Origin of the sequence: Alcaligenes sp. WGS1538, from assembly GCF_043187505.1 — a bacterium.
In the GTDB taxonomy this organism is placed as follows: Bacteria; Pseudomonadota; Gammaproteobacteria; order Burkholderiales; family Burkholderiaceae_B; genus Alcaligenes.
In genome coordinates this window covers 1,162,240-1,186,874 of sequence record NZ_CP171109.1, presented here as the reverse complement: position 1 = coordinate 1,186,874, position 24,635 = coordinate 1,162,240, and the positions used below count along the sequence as shown (strand labels likewise).

Annotated in this window: 25 protein-coding genes; 8 read left to right on the top strand and 17 right to left on the bottom strand. The window is 66.0% G+C overall.

The annotated features are described in order from the left end of the window. Positions 1-42: 42 nt before the first annotated feature. The 5 genes from ACF3ND_RS05500 to alr are packed head-to-tail and all read right to left on the bottom strand — an operon-like array spanning position 43 to position 4,800. Positions 43-762, bottom strand: coding sequence for a 3-deoxy-D-manno-octulosonic acid kinase (locus ACF3ND_RS05500; RefSeq protein WP_394065017.1), 720 nt, complete (start codon positions 760-762; stop codon positions 43-45). Positions 763-771: 9 nt separating this feature from the next. Next, positions 772-1,539 carry a sulfite exporter TauE/SafE family protein gene (locus ACF3ND_RS05495; protein WP_394065015.1) on the bottom strand — a complete coding sequence of 256 codons (768 nt, stop codon included), beginning with the start codon at positions 1,537-1,539 and terminating at the stop codon, positions 772-774. A gap of 7 nt (positions 1,540-1,546) precedes the next feature. Further along, positions 1,547-2,932, bottom strand: a complete 1,386-nt coding sequence (gene radA, locus ACF3ND_RS05490; protein WP_394065786.1) for a DNA repair protein RadA — start codon at positions 2,930-2,932, stop codon at positions 1,547-1,549. A gap of 2 nt (positions 2,933-2,934) precedes the next feature. Beyond that, on the bottom strand, positions 2,935-3,651 hold the full coding sequence (locus tag ACF3ND_RS05485) for an SDR family oxidoreductase (protein WP_394065013.1): 717 nt from the start codon (positions 3,649-3,651) through the stop codon (positions 2,935-2,937). An 18-nt stretch (positions 3,652-3,669) separates the two neighbouring features. Continuing rightward, complete coding sequence (gene alr / locus ACF3ND_RS05480; protein ID WP_394065011.1) at positions 3,670-4,800, bottom strand: alanine racemase; 1,131 nt, start codon at positions 4,798-4,800, stop codon at positions 3,670-3,672. Positions 4,801-4,921: 121 nt separating this feature from the next. On the opposite strand from alr, the gene hpnC reads away from it, so the two are divergent. The 3 genes from hpnC to hpnE are packed head-to-tail and all read left to right on the top strand — an operon-like array spanning position 4,922 to position 7,950. Beyond that, positions 4,922-5,791: a squalene synthase HpnC gene (gene hpnC, locus ACF3ND_RS05475; RefSeq protein ID WP_394065009.1), complete on the top strand. Its 870-nt coding sequence runs from the start codon at positions 4,922-4,924 to the stop codon at positions 5,789-5,791. A 6-nt stretch (positions 5,792-5,797) separates the two neighbouring features. Beyond that, positions 5,798-6,661 carry a presqualene diphosphate synthase HpnD gene (gene hpnD / locus ACF3ND_RS05470; protein ID WP_394065007.1) on the top strand — a complete coding sequence of 288 codons (864 nt, stop codon included), beginning with the start codon at positions 5,798-5,800 and terminating at the stop codon, positions 6,659-6,661. Next, positions 6,658-7,950 (top strand): hydroxysqualene dehydroxylase HpnE, encoded by a 1,293-nt coding sequence (gene hpnE / locus ACF3ND_RS05465; protein ID WP_394065005.1) that lies wholly within the window; start codon positions 6,658-6,660, stop codon positions 7,948-7,950. The genes hpnD and hpnE overlap by 4 nt, the downstream gene beginning before the upstream one ends. A 22-nt stretch (positions 7,951-7,972) precedes the next feature. On the opposite strand, the gene speG is transcribed toward hpnE, so the two are convergent. The 4 genes from speG to alaC all read right to left on the bottom strand — a co-directional run bounded on the left by speG (position 7,973) and on the right by alaC (position 12,665). Next, positions 7,973-8,533 (bottom strand): spermidine N1-acetyltransferase, encoded by a 561-nt coding sequence (gene speG, locus ACF3ND_RS05460; protein WP_394065003.1) that lies wholly within the window; start codon positions 8,531-8,533, stop codon positions 7,973-7,975. A 240-nt stretch (positions 8,534-8,773) separates the two neighbouring features. Next, positions 8,774-10,183, bottom strand: a complete 1,410-nt coding sequence (thrC, locus tag ACF3ND_RS05455; protein ID WP_394065001.1) for a threonine synthase — start codon at positions 10,181-10,183, stop codon at positions 8,774-8,776. Then, entirely contained in the window at positions 10,183-11,481 is a 1,299-nt protein-coding gene (locus ACF3ND_RS05450; RefSeq protein WP_394064999.1) for a homoserine dehydrogenase, read from the bottom strand. Before ACF3ND_RS05450 ends, thrC begins: the two co-directional genes overlap by 1 nt. Further along, positions 11,478-12,665: an alanine transaminase gene (gene alaC / locus ACF3ND_RS05445; RefSeq protein ID WP_394064997.1), complete on the bottom strand. Its 1,188-nt coding sequence runs from the start codon at positions 12,663-12,665 to the stop codon at positions 11,478-11,480. Before alaC ends, ACF3ND_RS05450 begins: the two co-directional genes overlap by 4 nt. 227 nt (positions 12,666-12,892) lie before the next feature. On the opposite strand from alaC, the gene ACF3ND_RS05440 reads away from it, so the two are divergent. From ACF3ND_RS05440 to ACF3ND_RS05420, 5 genes are read left to right on the top strand one after another with little or no spacing between them, the layout of a single operon-like run. Beyond that, complete coding sequence (locus ACF3ND_RS05440) at positions 12,893-13,336, top strand: Mth938-like domain-containing protein (RefSeq protein ID WP_394064995.1); 444 nt, start codon at positions 12,893-12,895, stop codon at positions 13,334-13,336. Further along, positions 13,333-13,800 carry a peroxiredoxin gene (locus ACF3ND_RS05435; RefSeq protein ID WP_394064994.1) on the top strand — a complete coding sequence of 156 codons (468 nt, stop codon included), beginning with the start codon at positions 13,333-13,335 and terminating at the stop codon, positions 13,798-13,800. Before ACF3ND_RS05440 ends, ACF3ND_RS05435 begins: the two co-directional genes overlap by 4 nt. Positions 13,801-13,852: 52 nt before the next feature. Beyond that, positions 13,853-15,568: a PhoH family protein gene (locus ACF3ND_RS05430; protein ID WP_394064992.1), complete on the top strand. Its 1,716-nt coding sequence runs from the start codon at positions 13,853-13,855 to the stop codon at positions 15,566-15,568. A gap of 59 nt (positions 15,569-15,627) precedes the next feature. Then, complete coding sequence (gene pdxA, locus ACF3ND_RS05425; protein WP_394064991.1) at positions 15,628-16,623, top strand: 4-hydroxythreonine-4-phosphate dehydrogenase PdxA; 996 nt, start codon at positions 15,628-15,630, stop codon at positions 16,621-16,623. Further along, the gene (locus ACF3ND_RS05420) at positions 16,620-17,591 is read left to right on the top strand and encodes a bile acid:sodium symporter family protein (protein WP_394064989.1); all 972 of its coding nucleotides are present in this window, start codon (positions 16,620-16,622) and stop codon (positions 17,589-17,591) included. The genes pdxA and ACF3ND_RS05420 overlap by 4 nt, the downstream gene beginning before the upstream one ends. Positions 17,592-17,628: 37 nt before the next feature. On the opposite strand, the gene ACF3ND_RS05415 is transcribed toward ACF3ND_RS05420, so the two are convergent. The 8 genes from ACF3ND_RS05415 to ACF3ND_RS05380 form a co-directional block, all read right to left on the bottom strand. Then, positions 17,629-18,999 (bottom strand): replicative DNA helicase, encoded by a 1,371-nt coding sequence (locus tag ACF3ND_RS05415; RefSeq protein WP_394064988.1) that lies wholly within the window; start codon positions 18,997-18,999, stop codon positions 17,629-17,631. Between the two features lie 111 nt (positions 19,000-19,110). Further along, complete coding sequence (rplI, locus tag ACF3ND_RS05410) at positions 19,111-19,566, bottom strand: 50S ribosomal protein L9 (RefSeq protein ID WP_394064986.1); 456 nt, start codon at positions 19,564-19,566, stop codon at positions 19,111-19,113. A gap of 18 nt (positions 19,567-19,584) precedes the next feature. Beyond that, positions 19,585-19,857 carry a 30S ribosomal protein S18 gene (gene rpsR / locus ACF3ND_RS05405; protein WP_123051413.1) on the bottom strand — a complete coding sequence of 91 codons (273 nt, stop codon included), beginning with the start codon at positions 19,855-19,857 and terminating at the stop codon, positions 19,585-19,587. A gap of 89 nt (positions 19,858-19,946) precedes the next feature. Next, positions 19,947-20,264 (bottom strand): primosomal replication protein N, encoded by a 318-nt coding sequence (gene priB / locus ACF3ND_RS05400; protein ID WP_394064983.1) that lies wholly within the window; start codon positions 20,262-20,264, stop codon positions 19,947-19,949. 13 nt (positions 20,265-20,277) lie between these two features. Further along, on the bottom strand, positions 20,278-20,661 hold the full coding sequence (gene rpsF, locus ACF3ND_RS05395) for a 30S ribosomal protein S6 (RefSeq protein ID WP_394064981.1): 384 nt from the start codon (positions 20,659-20,661) through the stop codon (positions 20,278-20,280). Between the two features lie 149 nt (positions 20,662-20,810). After that, positions 20,811-21,617, bottom strand: a complete 807-nt coding sequence (gene folE2 / locus ACF3ND_RS05390; RefSeq protein WP_394064979.1) for a GTP cyclohydrolase FolE2 — start codon at positions 21,615-21,617, stop codon at positions 20,811-20,813. A 147-nt stretch (positions 21,618-21,764) separates the two neighbouring features. After that, positions 21,765-23,630 (bottom strand): 1-deoxy-D-xylulose-5-phosphate synthase, encoded by a 1,866-nt coding sequence (gene dxs / locus ACF3ND_RS05385; RefSeq protein ID WP_394064977.1) that lies wholly within the window; start codon positions 23,628-23,630, stop codon positions 21,765-21,767. A 95-nt stretch (positions 23,631-23,725) separates the two neighbouring features. Next, positions 23,726-24,634 (bottom strand): polyprenyl synthetase family protein, encoded by a 909-nt coding sequence (locus tag ACF3ND_RS05380; protein WP_394064975.1) that lies wholly within the window; start codon positions 24,632-24,634, stop codon positions 23,726-23,728. Position 24,635: the final 1 nt, after the last annotated feature.

Below are 24,635 nucleotides of genomic sequence, written 5' to 3'. Positions count from 1 at the left end.
AAAGGCGAGATGATAAAGCTTTTTTGCGGCCAATAGTCGTATTTAAAACCGCATTTGATGACGGTATGAGGAAAACATTTCCTGCCACCAGGCATCGCCGCGCTGCGCGCACACTTTGACCAGCGAGCGCCTCAGGCGCTGCAGGTTGTCCAGCGCCTGGGAACGGCTCAGGGCTCCTTGGCGGGCGCGGTCGAAATCGATCAGCCAGACCTTGTCATTCGCATCCAGCAAAATATTGTAGGCGTTAAGGTCGGCATGCCAAACCTCGAATTGATGCATGCGGGCGATCTCGTGCGCCACCCGCTCGGGCGAGGCCCTTTCCAGAGCCCGGCACAGGGGACTGACATCAGGCAGGCGGCGGGTCATCAGGGCCGCCCGGTAGCACAGGCCGCGGCGCCACCAGGCGGCGGCCAGCACGGGCGGGACGGCCAGCCCCTTGTGGTGTAAATAAGACATCACCTGGAATTCACGCCAGCTGCGGGTGCGTTCGCGCCCCTGCCAGAGGTAGGAGGACTCGTTGAAGCGGGCCACCAGGCCGCCGCGCCGGTAGTGGCGCAGCACGGCCGCGCCGAAAGGGCCTTGCACGAACCAGGCGGCCTGCCGCCCGCCCTGCCCCACCTTGGCGGCCTGCGAACCATAGGCGGCAGGCTCGAACCAGCGCTGCAGCGCAGCCGGCCGCAGGTCCGGCAGTCCGGCCAGCTCGGGAGCCAGCAAGGCGCCCCCGCCCGGGAGCGGAAAAAAGGAATCAGGCGTGGCGTTCACAACGGCTCCTCAAGCGCGGGCCAGCAGCAGGGCCATGATGAGCACCAGCATGCAGGCGAAGATGAATTTCAGCCGGGGTTCGGGCAGGCGATAGGCCAGGCGCACCCCGTACGGCACCAGGGCCAGGCTGCCCAGCGCCATGGGCAGGCCCACCTGCCAGCTGGCCTGCCCGTGCACGGCGTAGGTCAGCAAGGCCACCAGCGTGCCCGGGATGATCATGGACAGCGCCAGGCCTTGCGCGCCGGTCTGGCTGTAGCCCATGCGGCTGGTCAGGAACGGCACGACCAGCACCGAGCCGCCCACGCCGAAGATGCCGCCGGCCAGCCCCGCCATCATGCCCACGCCCACGTACCAGGCCCAGCCGAAGGAGTCCGGATCGGGCCGGCTGCGGGCGGGGCCGCGCCTGCCCAGGCTCTGGTGGAAATAATACAGGGCGATGAGCAGCACGAACACCGAATAGATGCGCCGCAGCAGCACGGCATCCATGCCCAGGGCCAGGCGCGCGCCCAGCCAGGTGAAGACGATGGAGGACAGGGCGCCCAGGGCGGCGCGGCGAAAGTCGATGTGGTTGCGGCGATGGTACTGGCGCACCGTGAGCAGCACGGCCGGCACCACCATGATGAGAGCCGTGCCCTGGGCCGTCTGCTGGTCCATGCCCAGGATCAGGCCCAGCAGCGGAATGGCCAGCAGCCCCCCGCCTATGCCCAGCACGCCGCCCGTAAAGCCGATGAGCGCGCCTCCCAGCAGGCAGGCCAGGATCAATTGAAAACTTGTCATGAAATCGCTACAGGTTGCGCAGGCGCTCGACCGCGTCCTCGACCCGGTCCACGGCCCAGATCTCCAGTCCCTCGATGGGCTGGCGCGGCGCATTGCTCTTGGGAATGAGCGCGATGCCGAAGCCCAGCTTGGCCGCTTCGCGCAGGCGCTCCTGCCCGCGCGGGGCCGGGCGGACCTCGCCGGCCAGGCCGATCTCGCCGAACACCACCAGCCCGCGCGGCAGGGGGCGGTTGTTCAGGGACGACAAGATGGCCAGCAGCACGGCCAGGTCGGCGGCCGGCTCGGTGATCTTGACGCCGCCCACGGCGTTGACGAACACGTCCTGGTCGTAAGTGACCACGCCCGCGTGGCGATGCATGACCGCCAGCAGCATGGCCAGCCGCGAGCTTTCCAGGCCCACGGACAGGCGGCGCGGATTGGGCACGTGGGCCGAATCCACCAGCGCCTGGATCTCCACCAGCAGGGGCCGCGTGCCTTCCTGCGTGGCCATGACGCAGGAGCCGGCCACGCTTTGCGAATGCTGCGACAAGAACAGCGCGGACGGGTTGCTCACGCCCTTGAGGCCTTTCTCCGTCATGGCGAACACGCCCAGCTCGTTGACCGCGCCAAAGCGGTTCTTGAAGGCGCGCACCATGCGGAAGGAGGAATGCGTGTCGCCTTCGAAATACAGCACCGTGTCCACGATGTGCTCCAGCACGCGCGGGCCGGCCAGCGTGCCGTCCTTGGTGACGTGGCCGATGAAGATCATGGCGGTGCCGCTCTGCTTGGCCAGGCGGGTCAGCTGTGCGGCGCACTCGCGCACCTGCGACACCGAACCGGGCGCGGCGCTGAGCTGGTCCGAATACAGCGTCTGGATGGAGTCGATGACCACGATGCGGGGCTGGTGCGACTGCAGGGCCTGGCTGATGGACTCCAGCCGGATCTCGGCCAGCAGGTCCACGCCCTGCGTGGGCACGCCCAGGCGCCGGGCCCGCAGGGCCACCTGCTCGGCGGATTCTTCGCCGGTAACATACAGGACCTTGGTCTGCTGGGCCAGGGCGGCCATGGCCTGCAGCAGCAGCGTGGACTTGCCCACGCCCGGGTCGCCGCCGATCAGGATCACGCCGCCTTCCACCAGCCCGCCGCCCAGCACGCGATCGAATTCGCCGATGCCGGTGGGCACGCGCGGCAGTTCGCGCGCCTGGACGTCGGACAGACTTTGCACCGGACTGGAACCGGCCAGGGAAGCGAAACGGTGCGAGGAAGCCGCCGCAGGCGACTCCACGGTCTCCTGCAGGCTGTTCCAGGCCCCGCAGGCCGGACATTTGCCGGCCCACTTGGGCGTGTCGGCCCCGCATTCGTTGCAGACAAAGACGATCTTGGCCTTGCGGCCGGCGCGCGCGCCTGTGGCCATCGTCAACGCCCCGCCAGGCTGCCGCCGCCGTCCACGCCCAGGTTCTGGCCGGTGATGAAGGCGGCCTCGTCGCTGAGCAGGAAGGTCACGGCGGCGGCCACTTCGCCCGCCTGCCCGAAGCGCCCCAGCGGGATGGAGGCCAGGCTGCGCTGTTCGGCTTCGCTGCCCACGGGATGCGTGGCGCGGAACAATTCGGTTTCAATGGGGCCTGGCGAGACGGCGTTGACCGTGATCCCGTAGGGAGCCAGCTCCAGCGCCCAGGTGCGGGTGCAGCCCAGCAAGGCGCTCTTGGCGGCCGAGTAGCTGGTGCGGTCGCTGCCGCCATGCACCGCCCGGCTGCAGATGTTGACGATGCGGCCTTCCTTGCGGGCCTTCATGGACGGGATGAAGGCCTGGGTCACCTGCACGGCCACGCGCACGTTCAGGTCGAAGACCTGGTAGAGATTGCCCAGGTCCACCTGCCCGATGGGCTCGGGCGCCACGGCGCCCACATTGTTGACCACGGCGTCCACCGGGTACTTTTCGCGAATGACGCGCAGCATTTCCTCGGTCTCGCCCGCATTGCTCAGGTCGCAGGAATACAGGTAGCCGGGAAAGTCGATGTTTTCCGTATGGCGGGCAAGGCCCACCACGTGGGCGCCGGCGTCCGCCAGGCGTTGGCTGATGGCCCAGCCTATGCCTTTGGTGGCGCCGGTGATCAATACGCATTTGTTCTTCATGGCCCTGCCTTCGAGGTGTTAATCCTGGATGATGCGCGGCACGCGCGGCGCGACGGCGCAAATCAGTTCATAGCCCAAGGTGCCGGCGGCGGCCGCCACCTCGTCCACGCAGGGGCCGCCCTGGCCGAACAGCACGACCTGGCTGCCCACTCCCGCGGCGGGCACGGGCGTCAGGTCCACGGCCAGCATGTCCATGGATACGCGGCCCACCAGGCGGGTGCGCACGCCATTGACCACCACCGGCGTGCCGGTACCCGCATGGCGCGGATAGCCGTCCGCGTAGCCGCAGGCCACCACGCCCACGCGCATGGGCTGCTCGGCCACATAAGTATGACCATAGCCCACGCCTTCGCCCTGTTTGACGCCGCGCACGCTGATCAGTTCGGCCGCCAGGGTCATGCCGGCCTCCAGGCCGAAATCCCGTGCGCTGATGTCGGCGAAGGGCGAGCTGCCGTACAGGCAGATGCCGGGCCGCACCCATTGCGCAGGGCCCGCGGGCATGTAGGCGCCCAGATCGGGGCTGAGCGTGGCGGCCGAATTGCAGATGCTGACCGGACCGGGCAGGCCGTCGGTGATGCGGGTGAAGCAGCGGATCTGCTCCAGGGTCGCGTCGATATTGTCGTCGGCGCGCGCGAAATGGGTCATCTTGCCCACCACGCCCAGCTTGCCGGCCTTTTGCAGGCGCTGGGCGCGCGCGAAGGCGGCCGGATAATCGTCCACGCTGAAGCCCAGGCGGTTCATGCCCGTGTTGAGCTTGACCATGGCGTCCAGCGCCCGGCCTCCGGCCCATTGCTCCAGCATCTTGAGTTGTTCGTGCCCATGGATGACGGTGGACAGGCCGTAATGCGCCAGCACCTCCAGGTCCTCGGGCTGGAAAAAGCCTTCCAGCAGCAGGATGGGGCGCGTCCAGCCCGCTTCGCGGCAACGCACGGCCTCCTGCAGATCCAGCATGGCCAGTCCTTCGGCGGCCTGAAAGGCGCGCACGGCGTTCTCGATGCCATGTCCGTAGGCATCGGCCTTCATCACCGCCCAGATATTCGGCCGCCGCGCACCCGACATGGAGGTTGCGCTGTTCAGGCTCTGGATGACGACATCGAGATTGTGACGCAGCGACGACACATGAATGGTCGCCGATATAGGACGTGGCATGGCTCTCCCCAAAGGAATCTGAGAGTCTAAACCAGCCCCTGTGGAAACGAAAGTCGTGGGGATGTTGCGCCTGTAACAAGAACCTGAACAGGCTCCCGGGTCTGCCGTATACTGGCGGGCTATGTCTATCGAGCATTATGAAAACTTCCCTGTCGCCTCGGTCCTGTTGCCGCGCCGCCTGCGCCGCCCCGTGGTGGACATCTATCGCTTTGCCCGCAGCGCCGACGACATCGCCGACGAAGGCGATCTGAGCGCCGGCGAGCGCCTGGCGCTGCTGGACCAGTTCCAGGCCGGCATCGAGCAGCTGCAGTATCACCAGCCGCCCATGCTGGACGACCCGCACAGCCACATCTTCGTGCCGCTGGCCGCCACCATCCGTGACTTTCAGTTACCGCTCAAGCCTTTCCTGGACCTGCTCTCGGCCTTCCGCCAGGACGTCACCACGCAGCGTTACGCCGACATGGCCGCGCTGCTGGACTACAGCTCCCGCTCGGCCAATCCGGTCGGCCGGCTGATGCTGCACCTGTACCAGGCCCACGAGCCCGAATTGCTGGACATGGCCGACGCCATCTGCACCGGCCTGCAACTGGTCAATTTCTGGCAGGACGTGGCCATGGACTGGCACAAGAACCGCGTCTACATCCCGCAGGAACTGCTGCAGCAGCACGACCTGGACGACGGCTACATCGAAGCGCGCTGCCTGCTGCAGCGCCAGCCCGGCGCCGACGATCGCTGGCAGGAGATGATGCAGCTGCTCGCCACCGACGCGCGCCAGCGTCTACAATCAGGCATGCCGCTGGCCGCGCACCTGCCGGGGCGCATCGGGCTGGAACTCAAGCTGATGGTCCTGGGCGGCCTGCGCATCCTGGAACGCCTGGAAGCGGTGCGTTTCGATGTGTTTTCCCGCCGCCCCACCCTGGCCCGCCTGGACTGGCTGCGACTGATCGCCCGCGGCCTGAGCCGCTCCCCCCTTTCCACCTCAGCGTCCTGAACGTCCATGAGCCCAGACGAGTACTGTCAGAACAAGGCGGCCCAGAGCGGCTCCAGCTTCTACTACGCCTTTCTGTTCCTGCCGCCCGAGCGCCGCCGCGCCATCACCGCCCTGTACGCCTTCTGTCGCGAGGTGGACGACGTGGTGGACGAAGTGCACGAAGAATCCGTGGCGCGCATGAAGCTGGTCTGGTGGCGCAGCCAGGTGGCCGAACTCTACCAGGGCCGCACGCAGCACCCGGTCATGAAGGCGCTGGCGCCGCACGTGCAGGCCTTCGGCCTGCCGGAGGATCAATTGCTGGCCGTCATCGACGGCATGGAAATGGACCTGGACCAGGCCCGCTACCAGAGCTGGGAGGATTTGAAGCGCTACTGCTGGCACGCGGCAGGCGTGGTCGGCCTTCTGTCGGCGCGCATCTTCGGCCAGACGCAGGAGCAGACCAGCGACTATGCCGAGAAGCTGGGCCTGGCCTTCCAGCTCACGAACATCATCCGCGACGTGGGCGACGACGCTCGCCGCGGACGCATCTACCTGCCCCAGGACGAGCTGGACCGCTTCGGCGTGCGCGCCTCGGAGATCCTGGACCACCAGCATTCGGAACGCTTCGAAGCCCTGATGGCCTTCCAGACCGAACGGGCGCAAGGGCTGTACCGCGAGGCCATGCGCGCCCTGCCGGCCGCCGATCGGCGCGCCCAGCGTCCGGGCCTGCTGATGGCCGCCATCTACCATGCCCTGCTGGATGAAATTGCACGCGACCGCTGGCACGTGCTGGAGCAGCGCATTTCGCTCACGCCCATCCGCAAGCTGTGGCTGGCCTGGAAGACCTGGGTGTCGGGCGGACGCGGGCTGCAGCGCAAGCTGAGCAAATGAACGTCGCCGTCATCGGCGCTGGCTGGGCCGGCTGCGCCGCTGCCTGGCGCCTGAAGACCCTGGGGCATCAGCCCGAAGTCTTCGAAGCTTCCCGCCATATCGGCGGACGAGCGCGCCGGGTCCGCAGCCCCGGCCTGGGGCGCGAACTGGACAATGGCCAGCACATCCTGCTGGGCGCCTATTCCCAGACCCTGCAATTGATGCGCGAACTAGGGCTGGACGAGTCCACGCGCCTGCTGCGCCAGGACCTGGACGTGGTCGCCGCCCGGGGAGACTTCCGCCTGCGCAACCGCGCCCTGCCCGCCCCCTGGCACCTGCTGGCCGGCCTGCTGACTGCCCAGGGCATAGGCTGGGCGCAAAAATACCGGCTGGCCCGCTTCTGCCGCCGGCTCGAGAAACACCACTGGCGTACTCCCCCCGGCCTGACCGTACTGCAACTGCTGCACAGCCAAGGGCAGGACGCCGAGCTGATCCGGCTGTTCTGGCAGCCGTTGTGCGTGGCCGCCATGAACACGCCCATCGAGCAGGCCTGCGCCCAGTTGTTCGCCCACGTGCTGCGCGACAGCCTGGGCGGCCCGCGCCCGGCCAGCCAGACCCTGATCCCGTTGACGGATCTGAGCCGCTTGTGGTGCGAACCGGCCCTGCAGGGCCTGCCCGTCCACCTGGGCAGCCGGGTGCGCGAACTGCAGCTGCATGAGCACGGCGTGGAGGTGGACGGCCGGCGCTTCGACGCCGCGATACTGGCCTGCCCGCCCCCGCAAGCCCTGCGCCTGCTAGAGACACTGCCGCCGGCCCGCGGCAGTGCGGAGCTGCTGGCCGACCTGAAGGCCATGCAATACGTGCCCATCGCCACCCTGCACCTGGATCTGGAGCGGGCCTGGCAACTGCCGCAGCCCATGCTGATGCTGGCCGACGACACCGGCTGCGCCGGCCAGTGGCTGTTCGACCACAGCGCGCTCAAGCCCGGCAGCGGGGAGACGCTGGCCAGCGTGGTGATCAGCGACGCCGTTCGTCTGCAGGCGCTGGAACGCGGCCAGGCCGTCGCGGCCATCCTGGAACAGATCCGGAACCAGACCCGGCGCTTCGGCCCCATGCCGGCCGTGCGCGCCACTGAACTCATCATCGAAAAACGGGCCACCTTCGCCGCCCTGCCCGGCCTGCGCCGCCCTTCCGTCGCCACGCCGTGGCCCGCCCTGCGCCTGGCGGGCGATTGGACCGACACCGGCTACCCCGGCGTGCTGGAAGGCGCGGTGCGCAGCGGCCTGCAGGCGGCGCAGAACCTGGCCTGAAGGCTGCAGGCCCTCCGCGTCCTTACTGGGCGAGCGGCGTCACCATGCTCGGCTGCGCGGGACGGTGGATGGCGAAGAAATCCTGCTGGAACAGGCGCATGCGCACCACGTCCCGATACTGGCCGTTGATGAAGAACTCGTGCTTGAGTTCGCCCTCCACTTCAAAGCCGAACTTCTTGTAGATGTGGATGGCCTTGACGTTTTCCTTGTCCACGATCAACACGATCTTGTAGAGGTTCAACACGCCAAAGCCATACTCGATGGCCTGCAGCGTGGCGCGCGAGGCAATTCCTTTTCCCTGGAACTCCGGCGCGATGATGATCTGGAATTCGGCCCGGCGATGCACATGGTCTATCTCGACCAGTTCCACGACCCCCGCCGCCTGTCCTTCCCACTGCACGATGAAGCGGCGTTCCCGCTGGTCGTGAATGTGCTCGTCATACAGGGCGGCCAGTTCCCCGTAGGTTTCATAGGGTTCCTCGAACCAATAGCGCATGACATTGGCGTTGTTGTCCAGCAGGTGCACGAAGCGCAGGTCTTCGCGCTCCAGGGGCCGAAGTTTCACATGGGTGTCCTTGCTCATCTCTTTTTCTCCATTTCGAATCGTAGGCGTGGCCGACGCCGCCAGGCGGAAGCTTTCGCAATGATCAAGCCGACGCTCGATCATTCTCCACCGAAAGAATTGATCCATAAAGTTGAAAACGATCGATTCCATTGATGAGTCTATGTCGGCGGAGTGATTCCTCGACACAGGCCAGGGCCACCGGGAAGAAAAAAACCCCTGGCAAGCCAGGGGTTTCGCAAGCAGAAAGGCCGGCGCCGATCAGACCGGCGCGTGCTCTTCTATGTAGCGGCGCACTTGCGCCAGCTCGGCGTCCATGACCACCACTTTCTGGGGCAGTTCGGCCAGGCCGGCCAGATGGGCCGGCACGGGAGCGGGCTGGCCGATGGCTTCTTCGATGGTCTCGGAGAACTTCGCCGGCAAGGCCGTTTCCAGCACCAGCATGGGAATGCCGGCGTCACGGTGCGCCAGCGCCACCTTGACGCCGTCGGCCGTGTGCGGGTCGATCAGGGTCTGGTGCTGCTCGAACACCTGGCGGATGGTGGCCAGGCGGTCCTGGTGCGAGCTGGCTCCGGCCACGAAGCCGAACTCGGCCTCGAAACGCGGCAGGTGCTCGCTGAGGTCGAACTGGCCGTCGCGCGACAGCTGGTCCCACAAGGCCTTGACCTGGCCGCCGTCGCGGCCCAGCAGATCGAAGATGAAGCGCTCGAAGTTGGAAGCGCGAGAGATGTCCATGGAAGGGCTGGAGGTCGCGTAGGTCTGCTCCGAGCCGCGGGGGCGGTAGATGCCGGTGCGGAAGAACTCTTCCAGCACGTTGTTCTCGTTGGTGGCCAGCACCAGCTTGTGGATGGGCAGCCCCATCTGCCGGGCGATATGGCCGGACAGGATATTGCCGAAATTGCCCGAAGGCACGGCAAAGGACACCTTCTGGCCCGAACCGGTGGTGCTGCGCAGCCAGCCCCAGAAGTAATACACCACCTGGGCGGAGATGCGCGCCCAGTTGATGGAGTTGACGGCGCCCAGGTGCATGCGCGACTTGAATTCCAGGTCGCCGGCCAGGGCCTTGACGATGTCCTGGCAATCGTCGAACACGCCCTTGACGGACAGGTTGTGGATGTTGTCGTCCTGCAGCGAATACATCTGCGCGCGCTGGAAGGCGCTCATGCGGCCGAAAGGCGAGAGCATGAAGACGCTGACGCCGCGCTTGCCGCGCAAGGCGTACTCGGCGGCCGAGCCGGTGTCGCCGGAGGTCGCGCCCACGATGTTCAGGGTGCTGTTGCGCTGGGCCAGCACGTATTCGAAGGCCTGGCCCAGGAACTGCATGGCCATGTCCTTGAAGGCCAGCGTGGGCCCCTGCGACAGGCCCAGCAGGGCCAGGCCGGGCTCCAGCGGCTTGACGGGCACGACCTGCCCGCTGTCGAACACGCCGGGCGCGTAGGCGCGCTGCGTCAGCGCGGCCAGCTCGTCCCGGGGAATATCGGTGGCGAACAGGGACAACACCTCGGCGGCCAGCTCGGGATAGCTGAGCGCGCGCCAGGACTCCAGCGTCTGGGCGCTGACCTGGGGATACTGTTCGGGAATGGCCAGGCCGCCGTCCGGCGCCAGTCCTTCGAGCAGGATGTCCGAGAATGGCTGGGGCGTCATGCCCCCGCGGGTGGAAATGTACTTCATCACAGGTTCTCCACGCGCAGGCGGGTGACGGCCGAACGCACGAAGGGCAGATTCTGGATCTGGCTGATGGCGCCGTTGATGGCTCCCTCGCGGGCCTCGTGCGTCAGGAAGATGATGTCGGCGTGATCGCCGGCCGGCTCCTGGAACATGGAGCCGATGGAGATGTCCGACTGGGCCAGGATGCGGGCCACGTCGGCCAGCACGCCGGGGCGGTCGTCCACGCGCAGGCGCAGGTAGTAGGCCGAGATGACCTCGTCCATGGGCAGGATGGGCGTGTCGGCCATGGCGTCGTGCTGGAAGGCCAGGTAGGGCACGCGGTGTTCGGGTTCGGCGTTCTGCAGGCGGGTGACGTCCACCAGATCGGCCACCACGGCCGAGGCCGTGGGCAGGTCGCCCGCGCCGGCGCCGTAGTAGACCGTCTGGCCCACGGCGTCGCCATGCACCAGCACGGCGTTCATGGCGCCCTGCACATTGGCCAGCATGCTCTGGGCCGGCACCAGGGTGGGATGCACGCGCAGCTCGATGCCTTCCTCGCGGGCGCGGGTGATGCCCAGCAGCTTGACGCCGTAGCCCAGGCGTTGCGCGTGCTGCAGGTCCTCCAGGGTCAGGCTGGTGATGCCTTCCACATGGGCCTTGCTGAACTGCACGGGAATGCCGAAGGCCAGCGAAGCCAGCAGGCTGAGCTTGTGCGCAGCGTCCACGCCTTCGATATCGAAGGTGGGATCGGCTTCGGCATAGCCCAGGCGCTGGGCGTCGGCCAGGGCCTCGGCGAAGCTCACGCCGCGATTGCGCATTTCGGACAGGATGTAGTTGGTGGTGCCGTTGATGATGCCGGCCAGCCACTGGATGCGGTTGGCCGTCAGGCCTTCGCGGATCGCCTTGATGATGGGAATGCCGCCGGCCACGGCGGCCTCGAAGGCCACCATGACGCCGCGCCGGTGAGCGGCGGCGAAGATCTCGTTGCCGTGCTTGGCCAGCAGGGCCTTGTTGGCCGTGACCACGTGCTTGCCCTGGGCGATGGCTTCCATGACCCACTCGCGGGCCAGGGTGGAGCCGCCCACCAGCTCGACCACGATGTCGATCTCGGGGTTGCGCACCACCTCCATGCCGTCGGTGGTCAGGGCGATCTGATCGCCCACCAGGGCGCGCGCCTTGTCCAGGTCGCGCACGGCGGCCGTCACGACCTCGATGCGGCGGCCCGCGCGGCGGGCGATTTCATCAGCGTTGCGTTTCAATACGTTCCAGGTGCCGCTGCCGACCACACCCAGACCCAGCAGACCTACCTTGATGGGACTCATTTAACAAAACCGTCCTTACGGAACATTTCCTTGATGCCGCGCACCGCCTGACGGGTGCGCTGCTCGTTTTCGATAAGCGCGAAGCGCACGTAGTTGTCGCCGTACTCGCCAAAACCGATGCCGGGGGATACGGCGACCTTGGCGTCGCTGAGCAAGCGCTTGGAGAATTCCAGCGACCCCATGTCCTTGTAGAACTCGGGAATCCTGGCCCAGATGTACATGGAGGCCTTGGGGATATCGACCATCCAGCCGGCCTCGTGCAGGCCCTTGGCCAGCACGTCGCGACGGCGACGGTATTGCTCGACGACTTCGGACACGCAGTCCTGCGGGCCTTCCAGGGCCGCGATGGCGGCCACCTGGATGGGCGTGAAGGTGCCGTAGTCGTGATAGCTCTTGATCCGCGCCAGGGCGTTGACCAGAGTCTGGTTGCCCACCATGAAGCCGATGCGCCAGCCGGCCATATTATAGCTTTTGCTCATGGTGAAGAATTCCACGGCCACGTCGCGCGCGCCTTCCACCTGCATGATGGAAGGGGCCACGTAGCCGTCGAAGGTGATGTCCGCATAGGCCAGGTCGTGCACCACCAGGATGCCGTGCTCGCGGGCCAGGGCGACGATGCGCTCGAAGAAGGACAGGTCCACGCACTGGGCCGTGGGATTGCTGGGAAAGCCCAGGATCATCATCTTGGGCTTGGGGATGGACTCGCGCACCGCCTTTTCGATCTCATCGAAGAAATCCACGCCCGGCACCATGGGCACGGAGCGGATGTTGGCCCCGGCGATGACGGCGCCGTAGATGTGGATGGGGTAGCTGGGGTTGGGCACCAGCACGGTGTCGCCCCTGTCCAGGGTGGCCAGCATCAGGTGGGCCAGGCCCTCCTTGGAGCCTATGGTGACGATGGCCTCGCTGTCCGGGTCCAGCTGCACGTTGTAGCGGCGCTCGTACCAGTTGGTGATGGCGCGGCGCAGGCGCGGAATGCCCTTGGACACGGAGTAGCCGTGCGTGTCGGGCCGGCTCGAGGCCTCGACCAGCTTTTCCACGATATGCGCAGGCGTCGCCCCATCCGGATTGCCCATCGACATGTCGATGATGTCCTCACCACGACGGCGCGCAGCCATTTTCAGCTCGCCGGTGATGTTGAACACATAGGGAGGCAGGCGCTCGATGCGCGGAAAGCGGATCATGATATTCCTTGGAAAGACGACAGCGACAGGCGCAATTGGAAAGGCGAGATCAAATCAAAGAGTTTAATCCATGATTGACAATGTGAGAAACATTGTGCGGGGCCGGGGCGCGCCCATGGGCGGCACGGCTTTGCGCTATCATCGGGTGTGAAAGAACCGGTTCGCGACCTTCGCGCGGCGACAGCGCCGCCAAGAGCCCGGACTGGTTCCAACGGGAGATACTCATCGTGCAACTGCAACGCGAACACAATCCGGCCCTCAACGCCATCACCGCCTACGGGGATGACTATGTGGCCATCAATTTCCAACGCCACGATCATTCCATCTTCTTCGCCCCGGAAGGCCCGATCCAGGACCTGGCGATCCAGTCCGCCTCCGAGCTGACGGCGGCGCATCTGCGCGCCTTCGCCGGGCTGGACCAGGTCAGGCAGGACCCCATGGCCTTCCTGGACGATGCCCCGCCGGCGCGCCCCGACAACGCCCCGGAGCTGATCCTGATCGGCACCGGCCAGCGCCAGCATTTCCTCAATCCCGCCATCACGCAGGAAGTGCTGCGCCTGGGCATAGGTGTGGAAATCATGGATACCCAGGCCGCCGCCAGAACATACAATATCCTCATGGCCGAGGGCCGCAAGGTCGTCGCCGCCCTACTGATACAGGAAACCCCATGACCGCCGTACAGACCGGATCGCCCATCCCCGAGTTTTCCGTACCCGCCACCCGCGGCCAGTTTTCCACGGCCGACCTCAAAGGCAGGAAGACCGTGCTGTATTTCTACCCCAAGGACAGCACGCCGGGCTGCACCACCGAATCCCAGAATTTCCGTGACGCCCTGCCCCGGTTCGAAGCCGCCGGCGCCCAGATCATCGGCGTCTCGCGCGACTCGCTGGCCTCGCACCAGCGCTTCACGGAAAAGCAGGAACTGAACTTCTCCCTGGCCGCCGACACAGACGAGACCCTGTGCCAGTTGTTTGGCGTCATCAAGATGAAAAACATGTACGGTAAACAGGTGCGAGGCATCGAACGCAGCACCTTCCTGATCGACGCCCAGGGCGTCCTGGTCCAGGAATGGCGCGGCGTCAAAGTGCCCGGCCATGTGGAGGCCGTGTTGCAGGCCGTCCAGCAACAGGCCTGAACCCTTACCGCGCCGGCCGCCGCGCCGGAGCACAACCAGGAGTACGTGTTACATGCCGCTACCCAAGTTGCCCACCAAGCTGGGAGCCCTGCTCGGCGACGACGACGCCTCCGTCGTCCTTGCCGAACCGCCTGTACAGGCGCCCGAACCGGCCGCGCCGCCGCAAGCCAAGTCCAAGCCGGCCCGCGGCAAGCCGGCATCTGTCCCGCGCAAGGCGGAACCCGCTCCTGAGGCCGCGCCCCAGGAAGCGCCCGCAGCCGAATCCGCTTCGGCGCCTGCGCCCGCCCCGGCGGCCGCGCCCGCCGCCAAGCCCGCCCGCAACCGCCGGGCATCGGGCGCCGCACCCAAGCGCACCCGCCTGTCCCCGCAATTGCGCAAGCTGTTCGTGCTGGACACCAATGTGCTGCTGCACGACTCCAACTCCCTGTTCAAGTTCGAAGAACACGATATCTTCCTGCCCATGATGGTGCTGGAAGAACTGGATCACCAGAAAAAGGGCCTGTCCGAAGTCGCCCGCAACGCGCGCCAGGTCAGCCGCTCCCTGGAGGGCCTGGTGGGCGAGCACGGCCTGGACAAACCCATACACCTGGACGGCATCGGCAATACCGAAGCCCTGGGCTCGGTGATTTTCCAGACGGCGGCGCTGGACACCACGCTGCCCATCCAGTTGCCGGTGGGCAAGGCCGACAATGCCATCCTGTCCGTGGTGCACGCGCTCAAGCAGGCCTTGCCCAAGCGCGAAGTGGTGCTGGTGTCCAAGGACATCAACATGCGCCTGAAGGCCAAGGCCCTGGGACTGCAGGCCGAGGACTACCGCCACGACCACGTGCTGGACGACTCCGACCTGCTGTACGACGGCGTCATGCCCCTGCCCGCCAACTTCTGGACCAAGCATGGCAAGAACATGGAGTCCTGGCAGCAAGGCGGCACCACCTTCTACCGCATCAGCGGACCGCTGTGCAGCCAGTTCATGGTCAACCAGTTCGTCTTCACCGAAGGCGACGACCCGCTGTACGCCCAGGTGCGCGAAACCGCCGGCAACACGGCGGTGCTGGCCACCCTGCGCGACTACAGCCACGGCAAGAACAACGTCTGGGGCATCACCGCGCGCAACCGCGAGCAGAACTTCGCCCTGAACCTGCTCATGAACCCCGACTTCGATTTCGTCTCCCTGCTGGGACACGCGGGCACGGGCAAGACGCTGCTGGCGCTGGCCAGCGCCCTGACCCAGACCCTGGAGACCAAGCGCTACAACGAGATCATCATCACCCGCGCCACCGTTCCCGTGGGCGATGACATCGGCTTTCTGCCCGGCACCGAAGAAGAAAAAATGCAGCCCTGGATGGGCGCGCTGGAAGACAACCTGGAAGTGCTGCATCTGGGCACGGGCAAGTCCTCGGCCAGCCTGGGCGGCGGCCAGGGCGAGCCCCAGCGCAACTCGACCATGGAGCTGATCCGCTCCAAGATCAAGGTCAAGTCGCTGAGCTTCATGCGCGGGCGCACCTTCATGAACAAGTTCCTGATCATCGACGAGGCCCAGAACCTGACGCCCAAGCAGATGAAGACACTGGTGACGCGCGCCGGCCCTGGGACTAAAATCGTCTGTCTGGGCAATATCGCGCAAATCGACACGCCCTATCTGACCGAAGGCAGTTCGGGGCTGACCTACGTGGTGGACCGCTTCAAGGGTTGGCCGCACGCCGGCCACGTCACCTTGCAGCGCGGCGAGCGCTCGCGCCTGGCGGATTACGCCAGCGACGCGCTCTGACCGGCCGCCGCCGGAACTCAAACCGGGTCCTGGACCCGGTTTTTTTATTGTTGGAACGCATGCACAAACGCATAGAACAACCCGTGGGACTGACCATGGGCGATGCCGCCGGCATCGGACCGGAGATCATCGCCCGGCTTTTCACGCAAGGTCTGCCTCATCCGGCCGTCGTATACGGCGATGCGGGCGCCCTGCGGCGCGCGCTGGCGCTGATCGGCGAACAGACGCGCTGGCAGGTGCGGGAAGTCGGGGATCCGGTCGCCGCTCCGGCGGGCGTCATCCCGGTACTGAACCGCTGGCGGCCCCTGCCCGAGGACCTGCCCTACGGCCGGGTCCACGCCCAGGCGGGGCGCGGCGCCTATGAATACCTGTGCCACGCCATCGACGACGCCCAGGCCGGCCGCCTACGCGCCATCGTCACCGCGCCCCTGAACAAGCTGGCCATGCAGGCCGGCGGCATAGACGCGCCCGGCCACACCGAGATCCTGGCCGAGCGCAGCGGCACGGAACATTTCGCCATGATGCTGGCCAATGACGAACTGCGCGTCATCCTGGTCACCATCCACGAGGCCCTGAGCCGCGTGCCCGCGCTGATCACCCGGGAACGCGTGCTGCAGACCATACGCCTGGCGCACCAAGCCTGCCGGCAAGCCGGCGTGGCCCGGCCCAGGGTGGCCGTGGCCGGCCTGAATCCCCACGCGGGCGAAGGCGGCAAATTCGGCCGTGAGGAAATCGACGTCATCGCGCCGGCCATCGAGCAGGCCCGCCGCGAGGGGCTGGAGGCCAGCGGCCCCTGGTCGGGCGACACCATCTTCATGCGCGCCCGCCAGGGCGAATTCGACATCGTGGTGGCCCAGTACCACGACCAGGGCCTGATTCCCGTGAAGTACCTGGGCCTGGACGAAGGCGTCAATGTCACGGTGGGCCTGCCCTTCATCCGCACCAGCGTGGATCACGGCACCGCCTATGACATCGCCGGCCAGGGCAAGGCGGACGCCGCCTCGCTGGCCTGCGCCTACCGCCTGGCCCTGACCATGAGCGCCCACGACTCATGATCAAGCGCCTGCCCATCGATCCGTTCCTGCTCAAGCTGTTCGCCACCGTGGCCCTGGCCAGCGTCCTGCCCGCCCAGGGCTGGGGCGTGCCGCTGTTCCACCACGCCACCCAGATCGGCATCGCCCTGCTCTTCTTCCTGCATGGCGCGCGCCTGTCGCGCGAGGCCATCCTGGGCGGCCTGTCGCACTGGCGCCTGCATCTGGCCATCCTGTCGGTCACCTTCGTGCTGTTTCCGCTGCTGGGCAGCGGCATGGCGGCCGTGCTGCATCCCTGGCTGACCGAGAACCTGTACCTGGGCGTGCTGTTCCTGGCCTGCCTGCCCAGCACCGTGCAGTCGGCGGTCGCCCTGACCGCCATTGCGCGCGGCAATGTGCCGGCCTCGATCTGCAGCGCATCGGCGTCCACCTTGCTGGGCGTGTTCCTCACGCCGCTGCTCATCGGCATCGTGCTGGCGGGCGCCACCGCCACCCAGGCCGCCGTCTCGCTGGAAGCCGTGGGCAAGATCATGCTGCAGCTGTTCTTTCCCTTCGTGTTCGGCCACCTGCTGCGGCCCTGGACAGGAAACTGGGTGGGCAGGCGCAACCGGCTGCTCAAGATCGTCGACCAGGGTTCCATCCTGCTGGTGGTCTATACGGCGTTCTCGGGAGCGGTCGTGGGCGGACTGTGGTCATCCACGCCCGTCAGCGCCCTGCTGGTGATCCTGCTGGGCAATGCCGTGCTGCTGGCGCTGGCTCAAGGGCTGGCCTGGCTGCTGGGGCGCTGGCTGGGCTTCAGCAGGCCGGACCGGGTCAGCCTGCTGATGTGCGGCTCCAACAAAAGCCTGAGCAGCGGCATTCCCATCGCCAATGTACTGTTCGCCGGCGGTTCCGTGGGCGCCATCATCCTGCCCATCATGTTGTTCCATCAGTGGCAGCTGCTGGTCTGCGCCTGGCTGGCCGGACGGCTGGGCGCCCGTACGCAAGCATGAAAAGTTTCGGCCGGCCCCCAGGCCGGCCGAACCGATCTTAGACTGGCGTGTAATTCAGGAAGCGCGTGCTGGCGCCGGCGAAGGTCAGGCGTACCGTGCCGATGGGGCCGTTACGCTGCTTGCCGATGATGATCTCCGCCGTGCCCTTGTCGGGCGAATCGGGGTTGTAGACCTCGTCGCGATAGATGAACAGGATCAAGTCGGCGTCCTGCTCGATGGCGCCCGATTCACGCAGGTCGCTCATGACGGGGCGCTTGTTGGGCCGCTGCTCCAGGCTTCGGTTGAGCTGCGACAGAGCGATCAGCGGGCAATTCAGCTCCTTGGCCAGGCCCTTGAGCGAACGGCTGATCTCGGAAATTTCGGTGGCGCGGTTTTCGCCGCCGCTGGAGGACATCAGCTGCAGGTAGTCGATGATGATCAGCCCCAGCTGGCCGCACTGCCGGGCCAGGCGGCGCGCCCTGGCGCGCACTTCCATGGAAGACAGGCCCGGGGTTTCGTCGATGTAGATCTGCGCTTCCTGCACCTGCTGCACAGCGTGCGTGAGGCGCGGCCAGTCATCGGCCGTCAGCTTGCCGGTGCGCATGCGGTGCTGGTCCAGCATGCCGACCGAGCCCACCATACGCATGGCCAGTTGCACCGCGCCCATTTCCATGGAGAACACCGCCACCGGCAGGCCCTGTTCGATGGCCACGTGCTCGCCGATGTTCATGGAGAAGGAGGTCTTGCCCATGGACGGGCGGCCGGCCACGATGACCAGATCCCCCGCTTGCAGGCCGGAGGTCATCTTGTCCAGGTCGGCAAAGCCCGTGGGCACGCCCGTGACCTCGGAGTCGCCCTCGCGGTGGTAGAGCTCGTCGATGCGCTCCACCACCTGGCTGAGCAGCGGCTGGATGTCCAGAAAGCCCTGCGAGCCGCGCGCGCCCTCCTGGGCGATCTGGAACACCCGCGTTTCGGCCTCGTCCAGGATCTGGCGGGCTTCCTTGCCCTGCGGATTGAAGGCGGCCGACGAGATATCGTCCGCCACGGTCACCAGCTTGCGCAGCATGGAGCGCTCGCGCACGATCTCGGCGTAGCGCCGGATGTTGGCCGCGGACGGCGTGTTGTGGGCCAACGCGTTCAGATAGGCCAGGCCGCCCACTTCTTCCTGCTTGCCGGCCACCGACAGCGACTCGAACACGGTCACCACGTCGGCGGGACGGGCCAAGCCGATCAGGCGGGTGATGTGCTGCCAGATCAGCTTGTGATCATGGCGGTAGAAGTCCTCGTCGGTGACGATGTCGGCCACCCGATCGAAGGCGGCGTTGTCCAGCAGCAGGCCGCCCAGCACGGACTGCTCCGCCTCGATGGAATGGGGCGGAACCCGTAGGTAATCCAGGGACGAATCGGTCTGGGCGGACTTGCTCTCCACGCGCGCACCTTCAAGTCAGGAAAGAAAACAAAAAAGCCGGTTTGCACCGGCTTTTTCCAGGCCTTGCCGGTACACCCCAGAAAGGAATGTACCATGAGCAAACCGGGTTGCTTAGGCGACGTCGCCTTGAACCACCACGGTGATGTCGGCCACGACATCGGCGTGCAGGGCGATCTGCACAGGGTACTCGCCAACAGCCTTCAGGGGACCGTCGGGCAGACGCACCTGGGACTTGACGATTTCGGCGTAGCCGGCGCCCTGCAGGGCAGCGGCGATGTCCATGGTGGTCACGGAACCGAACAGGCGGCCGTCGACGCCGGCCTTCTGCACCAGCGTCACGGACTGGCCGTTCAGCTTGTCGTTCTGGGCCTGGGCGGCAGCCAGTTTTTCAGCTTGCAGTTTTTCCAGTTCGGCGCGGCGGGCTTCGAATTCCTGCAGAGCGGCAGCCGTGGCGCGGCGGGCGATCTTGCGGGGCAGCAGGAAGTTGCGGGCATAACCATCACGCACGCGGACCACGTCACCCAGGTTGCCCAGGTTGACGACTTTTTCGAGCAAAATGACTTGCATGACTAATGTTCCTCTGGATTATTTGTGGTTGTCGGTGTACGGCAACAGAGCCAGGAAACGCGCGCGCTTGATAGCGGTGTCCAGCTGACGCTGGTAGTGCGCTTTCGTGCCAGTCAGACGTGCGGGGATGATCTTGCCATTTTCCTGGATGAAATCACGCAGGGTGTCCAGGTCTTTGTAATCGATTTCTTCAACGCCAGCGACGGTGAAGCGGCAGAATTTGCGGCGCTTGAACAGTGGGTTCTGTTGTGCAAATTTGCGTTTTTTGTCTTTGCCTCTACGGAAAGCCATTTTGTGCCTCGTTAGTAACCGGACGATGTCCGGGAGAATTCAGTGTGAAGCGAAGCGTAGAAACGCTTCGCGACGATCGGGTCGGACTGTCAGACCGTGACCGTGGCCCGCCCTGCAAAGTTGCGCCGGTATTGCTGCACATGCAGCACCAGTCGCGTGGACCCTTTGCGGGCCGGGGCGATGAAGCCCTGTACGAGCAGGCGGGCCCCAAGGGGGGTGTCCACCAGCGCCAGGGCGTTTTCACCCAGAGCCACCACCTGCATCGCCAGGGCGATCTGCCGGGGGTGGCCGGCTTCCATCACGGAGGATTCATGCTCCAGAGCCAATTCCAGGGCGGGCACGCCGGCCGGCGTATAACGCAGCGGCTTGATGTCGATGACTTGCCCGTCGAGACTGACCTGGTTCACGCAGTCGGAACTTTTATTCTTCAGCTTCAGCGGTTTGGGCGCTGGCTTCTGCACTTGCCTTGCGCGCTTCTTCGCGCTCGACGGACTTCATCATGACCGAAGCGCCTTCGGGGGCTTTCTTCGTGCCGGCGATGAGATAACGCAGAATGGCGTCGTTGTAGCGGAAGGAATGCTCCAGTTCGTCCAGGATGGACTGACCGCATTCGATGTTCAGGCACACGTAGTGGGCCTTGACCAGTTTCTGGATGGGGTATGCCAGTTGACGGCGGCCCCAGTCTTCCAGGCGGTGGATAGCACCGCCGGCGGAAGTGACGATCGCCGAATAGCGCTCGACCATGGCGGGCACTTGCTCGCTTTGATCGGGATGCACAATGAACACTACTTCGTAGTGACGCATGAAACAACTCCTTGTGGATATCGACTGTCTGCACCCGGCCAAATAGAACACAGGCACAGCAGACGCGACAGCCCGCCCGTCAAAACCGGGTCGAGCAAGAAACCATAAATATTAGCACCAGGCCAGGCGCGCTGACAAGCTGCACGCCATCAGCCTTCGACGCTGGCGTAGGCGGAATGGTTGTGAATGGACTCGAAATTCTCCGCTTCGATGCGGTAGCGCAACACTCCGGGCAGAGAACGCACGCTGACGGCCACATCGCGCACCAGGTCCTCGACGAACTTGGGATTGTCGTAGGCCTGTTCGGTGACGTATTTTTCGTCCGTGCGCTTGAGCAGGCCCCACAGTTCGCAGGAAGCCTGGTCTTCGATGCGGCGGATCAGGCCCGGCAGGTCGACGGCGGATGGATCGGCGAACACCGCCTGCACCGTGACATGGGAGCGCTGGTTATGGGCGCCGTACTCGGAAATGGCCTTGGAGCAAGGACACAGGCTGGTGACCGGCACCATCACGGACAACTCGAACTCGGGCCGCGCGTCCACGCCCACCCGGGCGGTCCAGCCGACGGTGTAGTCCATCAGGCTGGCCACGCCCGAGACCGGCGCGATCTTTTCCAGAAATACGGGAAAGGAGGCGCTGATATCGCCGCGGCCCGCGTTCAGCAAGGGCAGCATGGCCTGGGCCATCTGCACGAATCCGGCCGGCGTCATGGCCTGGCGGCGGTATTGCTCCAGCAGGGCCACGAAGCGCGACATGTGCGTGCCTTTTTCCTCGGGCGGCAAGGCCACCGTCAGTTCCCATTGAGCCACGGTGGGCACGGCCTGCCCCTGCCCCAGGTCCAGCATCATCGGATGACGGACCCCGCGCACGCCGACGCGCTGGATGGCAACGCGGCGGGTGTCCACGCTGCTTTGCACGTCCGGCATGGTCAAGGGCATTTCCGACACTGTATTCATATCAGTCAGTCCGGCCGCGGCAGAGCCGCGACCGCAATTAATCAGTAATGGAACATTATCTTATGCTTATCGAGGCGAAAGTTCGATAACCTTAAGAACAGGGTGCATATTTGCGCGTTTCCGGCCGGCCGGGCGCCGCAAATTGCGTCAGGGCTCAAGCAAACTTGAAAAACGTTCACGGACGGCGCGCTCGATGCCGGCGGCGTCCAGGCCCAGCGCGGCGGCGATCTTCTTCTGATCGCCATGGTCGATGAATTCATCCGGATAGCCCAGTTGCAGCACGGGTGCGACGATGCGTTCGCGGCTGAAGAATTCCAGCACGGCGCTGCCGGCTCCTCCCATGATGCAGGCTTCCTCCAGGGTGACGAAGGCCTGATGGCCCTGGACCAGCTCCTGCAGCAGGGCCTCGTCCAGCGGCTTGACGAAGCGCATGTCCACCACGGTCGCATCCAGGCTCTCGGCCGCCTTCAGCGCCTCGTGCAGCACCGGCCCGAAAGCCAGCAACGCCAGGCCCTTGCCCTCGCGGCGCACCACGCCCTTGCCCAGCGGCACCGTGGCCAGGTCTTCCCCGGGCGCCGCGCCCACGCCCGCGCCGCGCGGATAGCGCACCGAGCTGGGGCCGGGATGCTGGTAGCAACAGGTCAGCAGCAGGCGGGTTTCGCGCTCGTCCGAAGGCGTGGCCACCACCATGTTCGGGATGCAGCGCAGGAAGGCGATGTCGTAATTGCCCGCGTGCGTGGCGCCGTCCGCGCCCACGATGCCGGCGCGGTCCAGCGCGAAGGTGACGTCCAGGTTCTGCAGGGCGACGTCGTGGATGAGCTGGTCGTAGCCGCGCTGCAGGAAGGTGGAATAAATGGCCACCACGGGCTTCTGGCCTTCACAGGCCAGCCCGGCGGCGAAGGTGACGGCGTGCTGTTCGGCAATCCCCACGTCGAAATAGCGGCGCGGAAACTGCTGCTCGAATTCCACCATGCCGCTGCCCTCGCGCATGGCCGGCGTGATGCCGTACAGGCGGGCGTCTTCGGCGGCCATGTCGCACAGCCACTGGCCGAACACCTGGGTGAAGGTGGGCCGCGGCGGGGTGGCCGGCTGCACCAGACCCACGGAGGGGTCGAACTTGCCGGGACCGTGATAGAGCACCGGATCGGCCTCGGCCAGCTTGTAGCCCTGTCCTTTGCGGGTCACCACATGCAGGAACTGCAGCCCGCCCAGCTCGCGAAGGTTGCCCAGGGTGGCGACCAGCGCGTCCAGGTCATGGCCGTCGATGGGCCCCACATAATTGAAGCCCAGTTCCTCGAACAGCGTGGCCGGGGAAAGCATGCCCTTGGCGTGGCCCTCGAACTTGCGCGCCAGGTCCAGCACGGGCGGCACATGCTGCAGCACGGCGCGGCCCACGTTCTTGGCGGCGGCGTAGAAGCGGCCCGACATCAGGCGCGCCAGGTAGTGGTTCAGCGCCCCCACCGGCGGAGAGATGGACATGTCGTTGTCGTTCAGCACGACCAGCACGTTCACGTCGGGCGTGACGCCGGCATTGTTCAGGGCTTCGAAGGCCATGCCCGCCGTCATGGCGCCGTCGCCGATCACGGCGATGTGCTGGCGCTCGACGCCCGCATTGCGCGAGGCCACCGCCATGCCCAGCACGGCGGAGATGGACGTGGACGAATGGGCCGTGCCGAAATCGTCATAATCGGATTCCGAGCGCTTGGGAAAGCCCGATATGCCGCCCTGCTGGCGCAGCGTGGCCATCTGGTCACGGCGCCCCGTCAGGATCTTGTGCGGATAGGATTGGTGCCCCACATCCCACACGATGCGATCGTGCGGGGTGTCGAATACATAGTGCAGGGCCGTGGTCAGCTCCACCGTGCCCAGGTTGGAAGACAGATGCCCACCGGTTCTGGAGACGGACTGAAGAACAAACTCCCGCAACTGACGGGCCAGTTCGGGAAGATCGCGCTGATCGAGCTTGCGCAGGTCAGCGGGCGACTGGATCTGTTCTAGGGAAACGGTTGTCATACTGAAAGACGTCTATCCGGGCAAATAAGTGAAACGACTGCTGTGGAACAATCGCCAATCAACTATTGTAAAACGCTTAGCCGCCAGCGCCAAAACTAGCGGTCACGGCCCACGATGTAATCGGCCAGCTGAGTCAGCCGCGCCGCCGAGGGTCCCACCGGCCGCAGGGCCAGCTGCGCCTTCTCGTTCAGGGCGCCCAGCAGTTCGCGGGAGCCTTCCAGGCCCAGGATGGACACATAGGTGGGCTTGTTGTCGGCGGCGTCCTTGCCGGCCGTCTTGCCCAGCGTGGCGGTGTCGGCGGTGACATCCAGGATGTCGTCGACCACCTGGAAGGCCAGGCCCACCGCCTGGGCATAATCCTCCAGGCCCTTGCGCACCGTGGACGAAGCTCCCGCGACGATGCCTCCCAGCAGCACGCTGGCCTCCAGCATGGCGCCAGTCTTCATGCTGTGCATGGTCTGCAGTTGATCGCGATCCAGCTGCAGGCCCACGCTGGCGCAGTCGATGGCCTGGCCGCCGGCCATGCCGGCGCTGCCGGCGGCGCGCGCCAGTTGGGAAATCGCCTGGACCACCAGGGCGGGGGCAATGGGCATCTGCGCCAGCAGCTCGAAGGCCAGCGGCTGCAGCGCATCGCCGGCGAGCATGGCGCAGGCCTCGTCGAACTGGATGTGCACCGTGGGACGGCCGCGCCGCAGCTCGTCGTCATCCATGCAAGGCAGGTCGTCGTGCACCAGCGAATAGGCATGAATCAGCTCCACCGCCGCCGCCGCCAGCTCCAGCGCCTTCAGCTGGGCGGTCGCCATGGGCTTGCCCTGCATGGCCGCCTCACCGGCGGCATAGACCAGCGCGGCGCGCACCCGCTTGCCGCCGCCCAGCACGGCATAGCGCATGGCCTCGTGCAGGCGGCACGGCTCCTGGGTGGCGGCGGGCAGCAACTGATCCAGCACGACTTCAGTCTGCTCGACCCGCGCCTGCAGCCATTCGGTAAAACTCACAGAAACCATC

Excerpts from the sequence above, each read along its gene's own strand:
- rplI (WP_394064986.1), bottom strand. The coding sequence starts at position 19,566 with ATGCAAGTCATTTTGCTCGAAAAAGTCGTCAACCTGGGCAACCTGGGT.
- rpsF (WP_394064981.1), bottom strand. The coding sequence starts at position 20,661 with ATGCGTCACTACGAAGTAGTGTTCATTGTGCATCCCGATCAAAGCGAG.
- ACF3ND_RS05420 (WP_394064989.1), top strand. The coding sequence starts at position 16,620 with ATGATCAAGCGCCTGCCCATCGATCCGTTCCTGCTCAAGCTGTTCGCC.
- hpnD (WP_394065007.1), top strand. The coding sequence starts at position 5,798 with ATGAGCCCAGACGAGTACTGTCAGAACAAGGCGGCCCAGAGCGGCTCC.
- ACF3ND_RS05495 (WP_394065015.1), bottom strand. The coding sequence starts at position 1,539 with ATGACAAGTTTTCAATTGATCCTGGCCTGCCTGCTGGGAGGCGCGCTC.
- dxs (WP_394064977.1), bottom strand. The coding sequence starts at position 23,630 with ATGACAACCGTTTCCCTAGAACAGATCCAGTCGCCCGCTGACCTGCGC.
- ACF3ND_RS05380 (WP_394064975.1), bottom strand. The coding sequence starts at position 24,634 with ATGGTTTCTGTGAGTTTTACCGAATGGCTGCAGGCGCGGGTCGAGCAG.
- ACF3ND_RS05450 (WP_394064999.1), bottom strand. The coding sequence starts at position 11,481 with ATGAGTCCCATCAAGGTAGGTCTGCTGGGTCTGGGTGTGGTCGGCAGC.
- speG (WP_394065003.1), bottom strand. The coding sequence starts at position 8,533 with ATGAGCAAGGACACCCATGTGAAACTTCGGCCCCTGGAGCGCGAAGAC.
- folE2 (WP_394064979.1), bottom strand. The coding sequence starts at position 21,617 with ATGAATACAGTGTCGGAAATGCCCTTGACCATGCCGGACGTGCAAAGC.
- pdxA (WP_394064991.1), top strand. The coding sequence starts at position 15,628 with ATGCACAAACGCATAGAACAACCCGTGGGACTGACCATGGGCGATGCC.
- rpsR (WP_123051413.1), bottom strand. The coding sequence starts at position 19,857 with ATGGCTTTCCGTAGAGGCAAAGACAAAAAACGCAAATTTGCACAACAG.
- ACF3ND_RS05430 (WP_394064992.1), top strand. The coding sequence starts at position 13,853 with ATGCCGCTACCCAAGTTGCCCACCAAGCTGGGAGCCCTGCTCGGCGAC.
- ACF3ND_RS05435 (WP_394064994.1), top strand. The coding sequence starts at position 13,333 with ATGACCGCCGTACAGACCGGATCGCCCATCCCCGAGTTTTCCGTACCC.
- ACF3ND_RS05485 (WP_394065013.1), bottom strand. The coding sequence starts at position 3,651 with ATGAAGAACAAATGCGTATTGATCACCGGCGCCACCAAAGGCATAGGC.
- radA (WP_394065786.1), bottom strand. The coding sequence starts at position 2,932 with ATGGCCACAGGCGCGCGCGCCGGCCGCAAGGCCAAGATCGTCTTTGTC.
- thrC (WP_394065001.1), bottom strand. The coding sequence starts at position 10,183 with ATGAAGTACATTTCCACCCGCGGGGGCATGACGCCCCAGCCATTCTCG.
- alaC (WP_394064997.1), bottom strand. The coding sequence starts at position 12,665 with ATGATCCGCTTTCCGCGCATCGAGCGCCTGCCTCCCTATGTGTTCAAC.
- hpnE (WP_394065005.1), top strand. The coding sequence starts at position 6,658 with ATGAACGTCGCCGTCATCGGCGCTGGCTGGGCCGGCTGCGCCGCTGCC.
- alr (WP_394065011.1), bottom strand. The coding sequence starts at position 4,800 with ATGCCACGTCCTATATCGGCGACCATTCATGTGTCGTCGCTGCGTCAC.
- hpnC (WP_394065009.1), top strand. The coding sequence starts at position 4,922 with ATGTCTATCGAGCATTATGAAAACTTCCCTGTCGCCTCGGTCCTGTTG.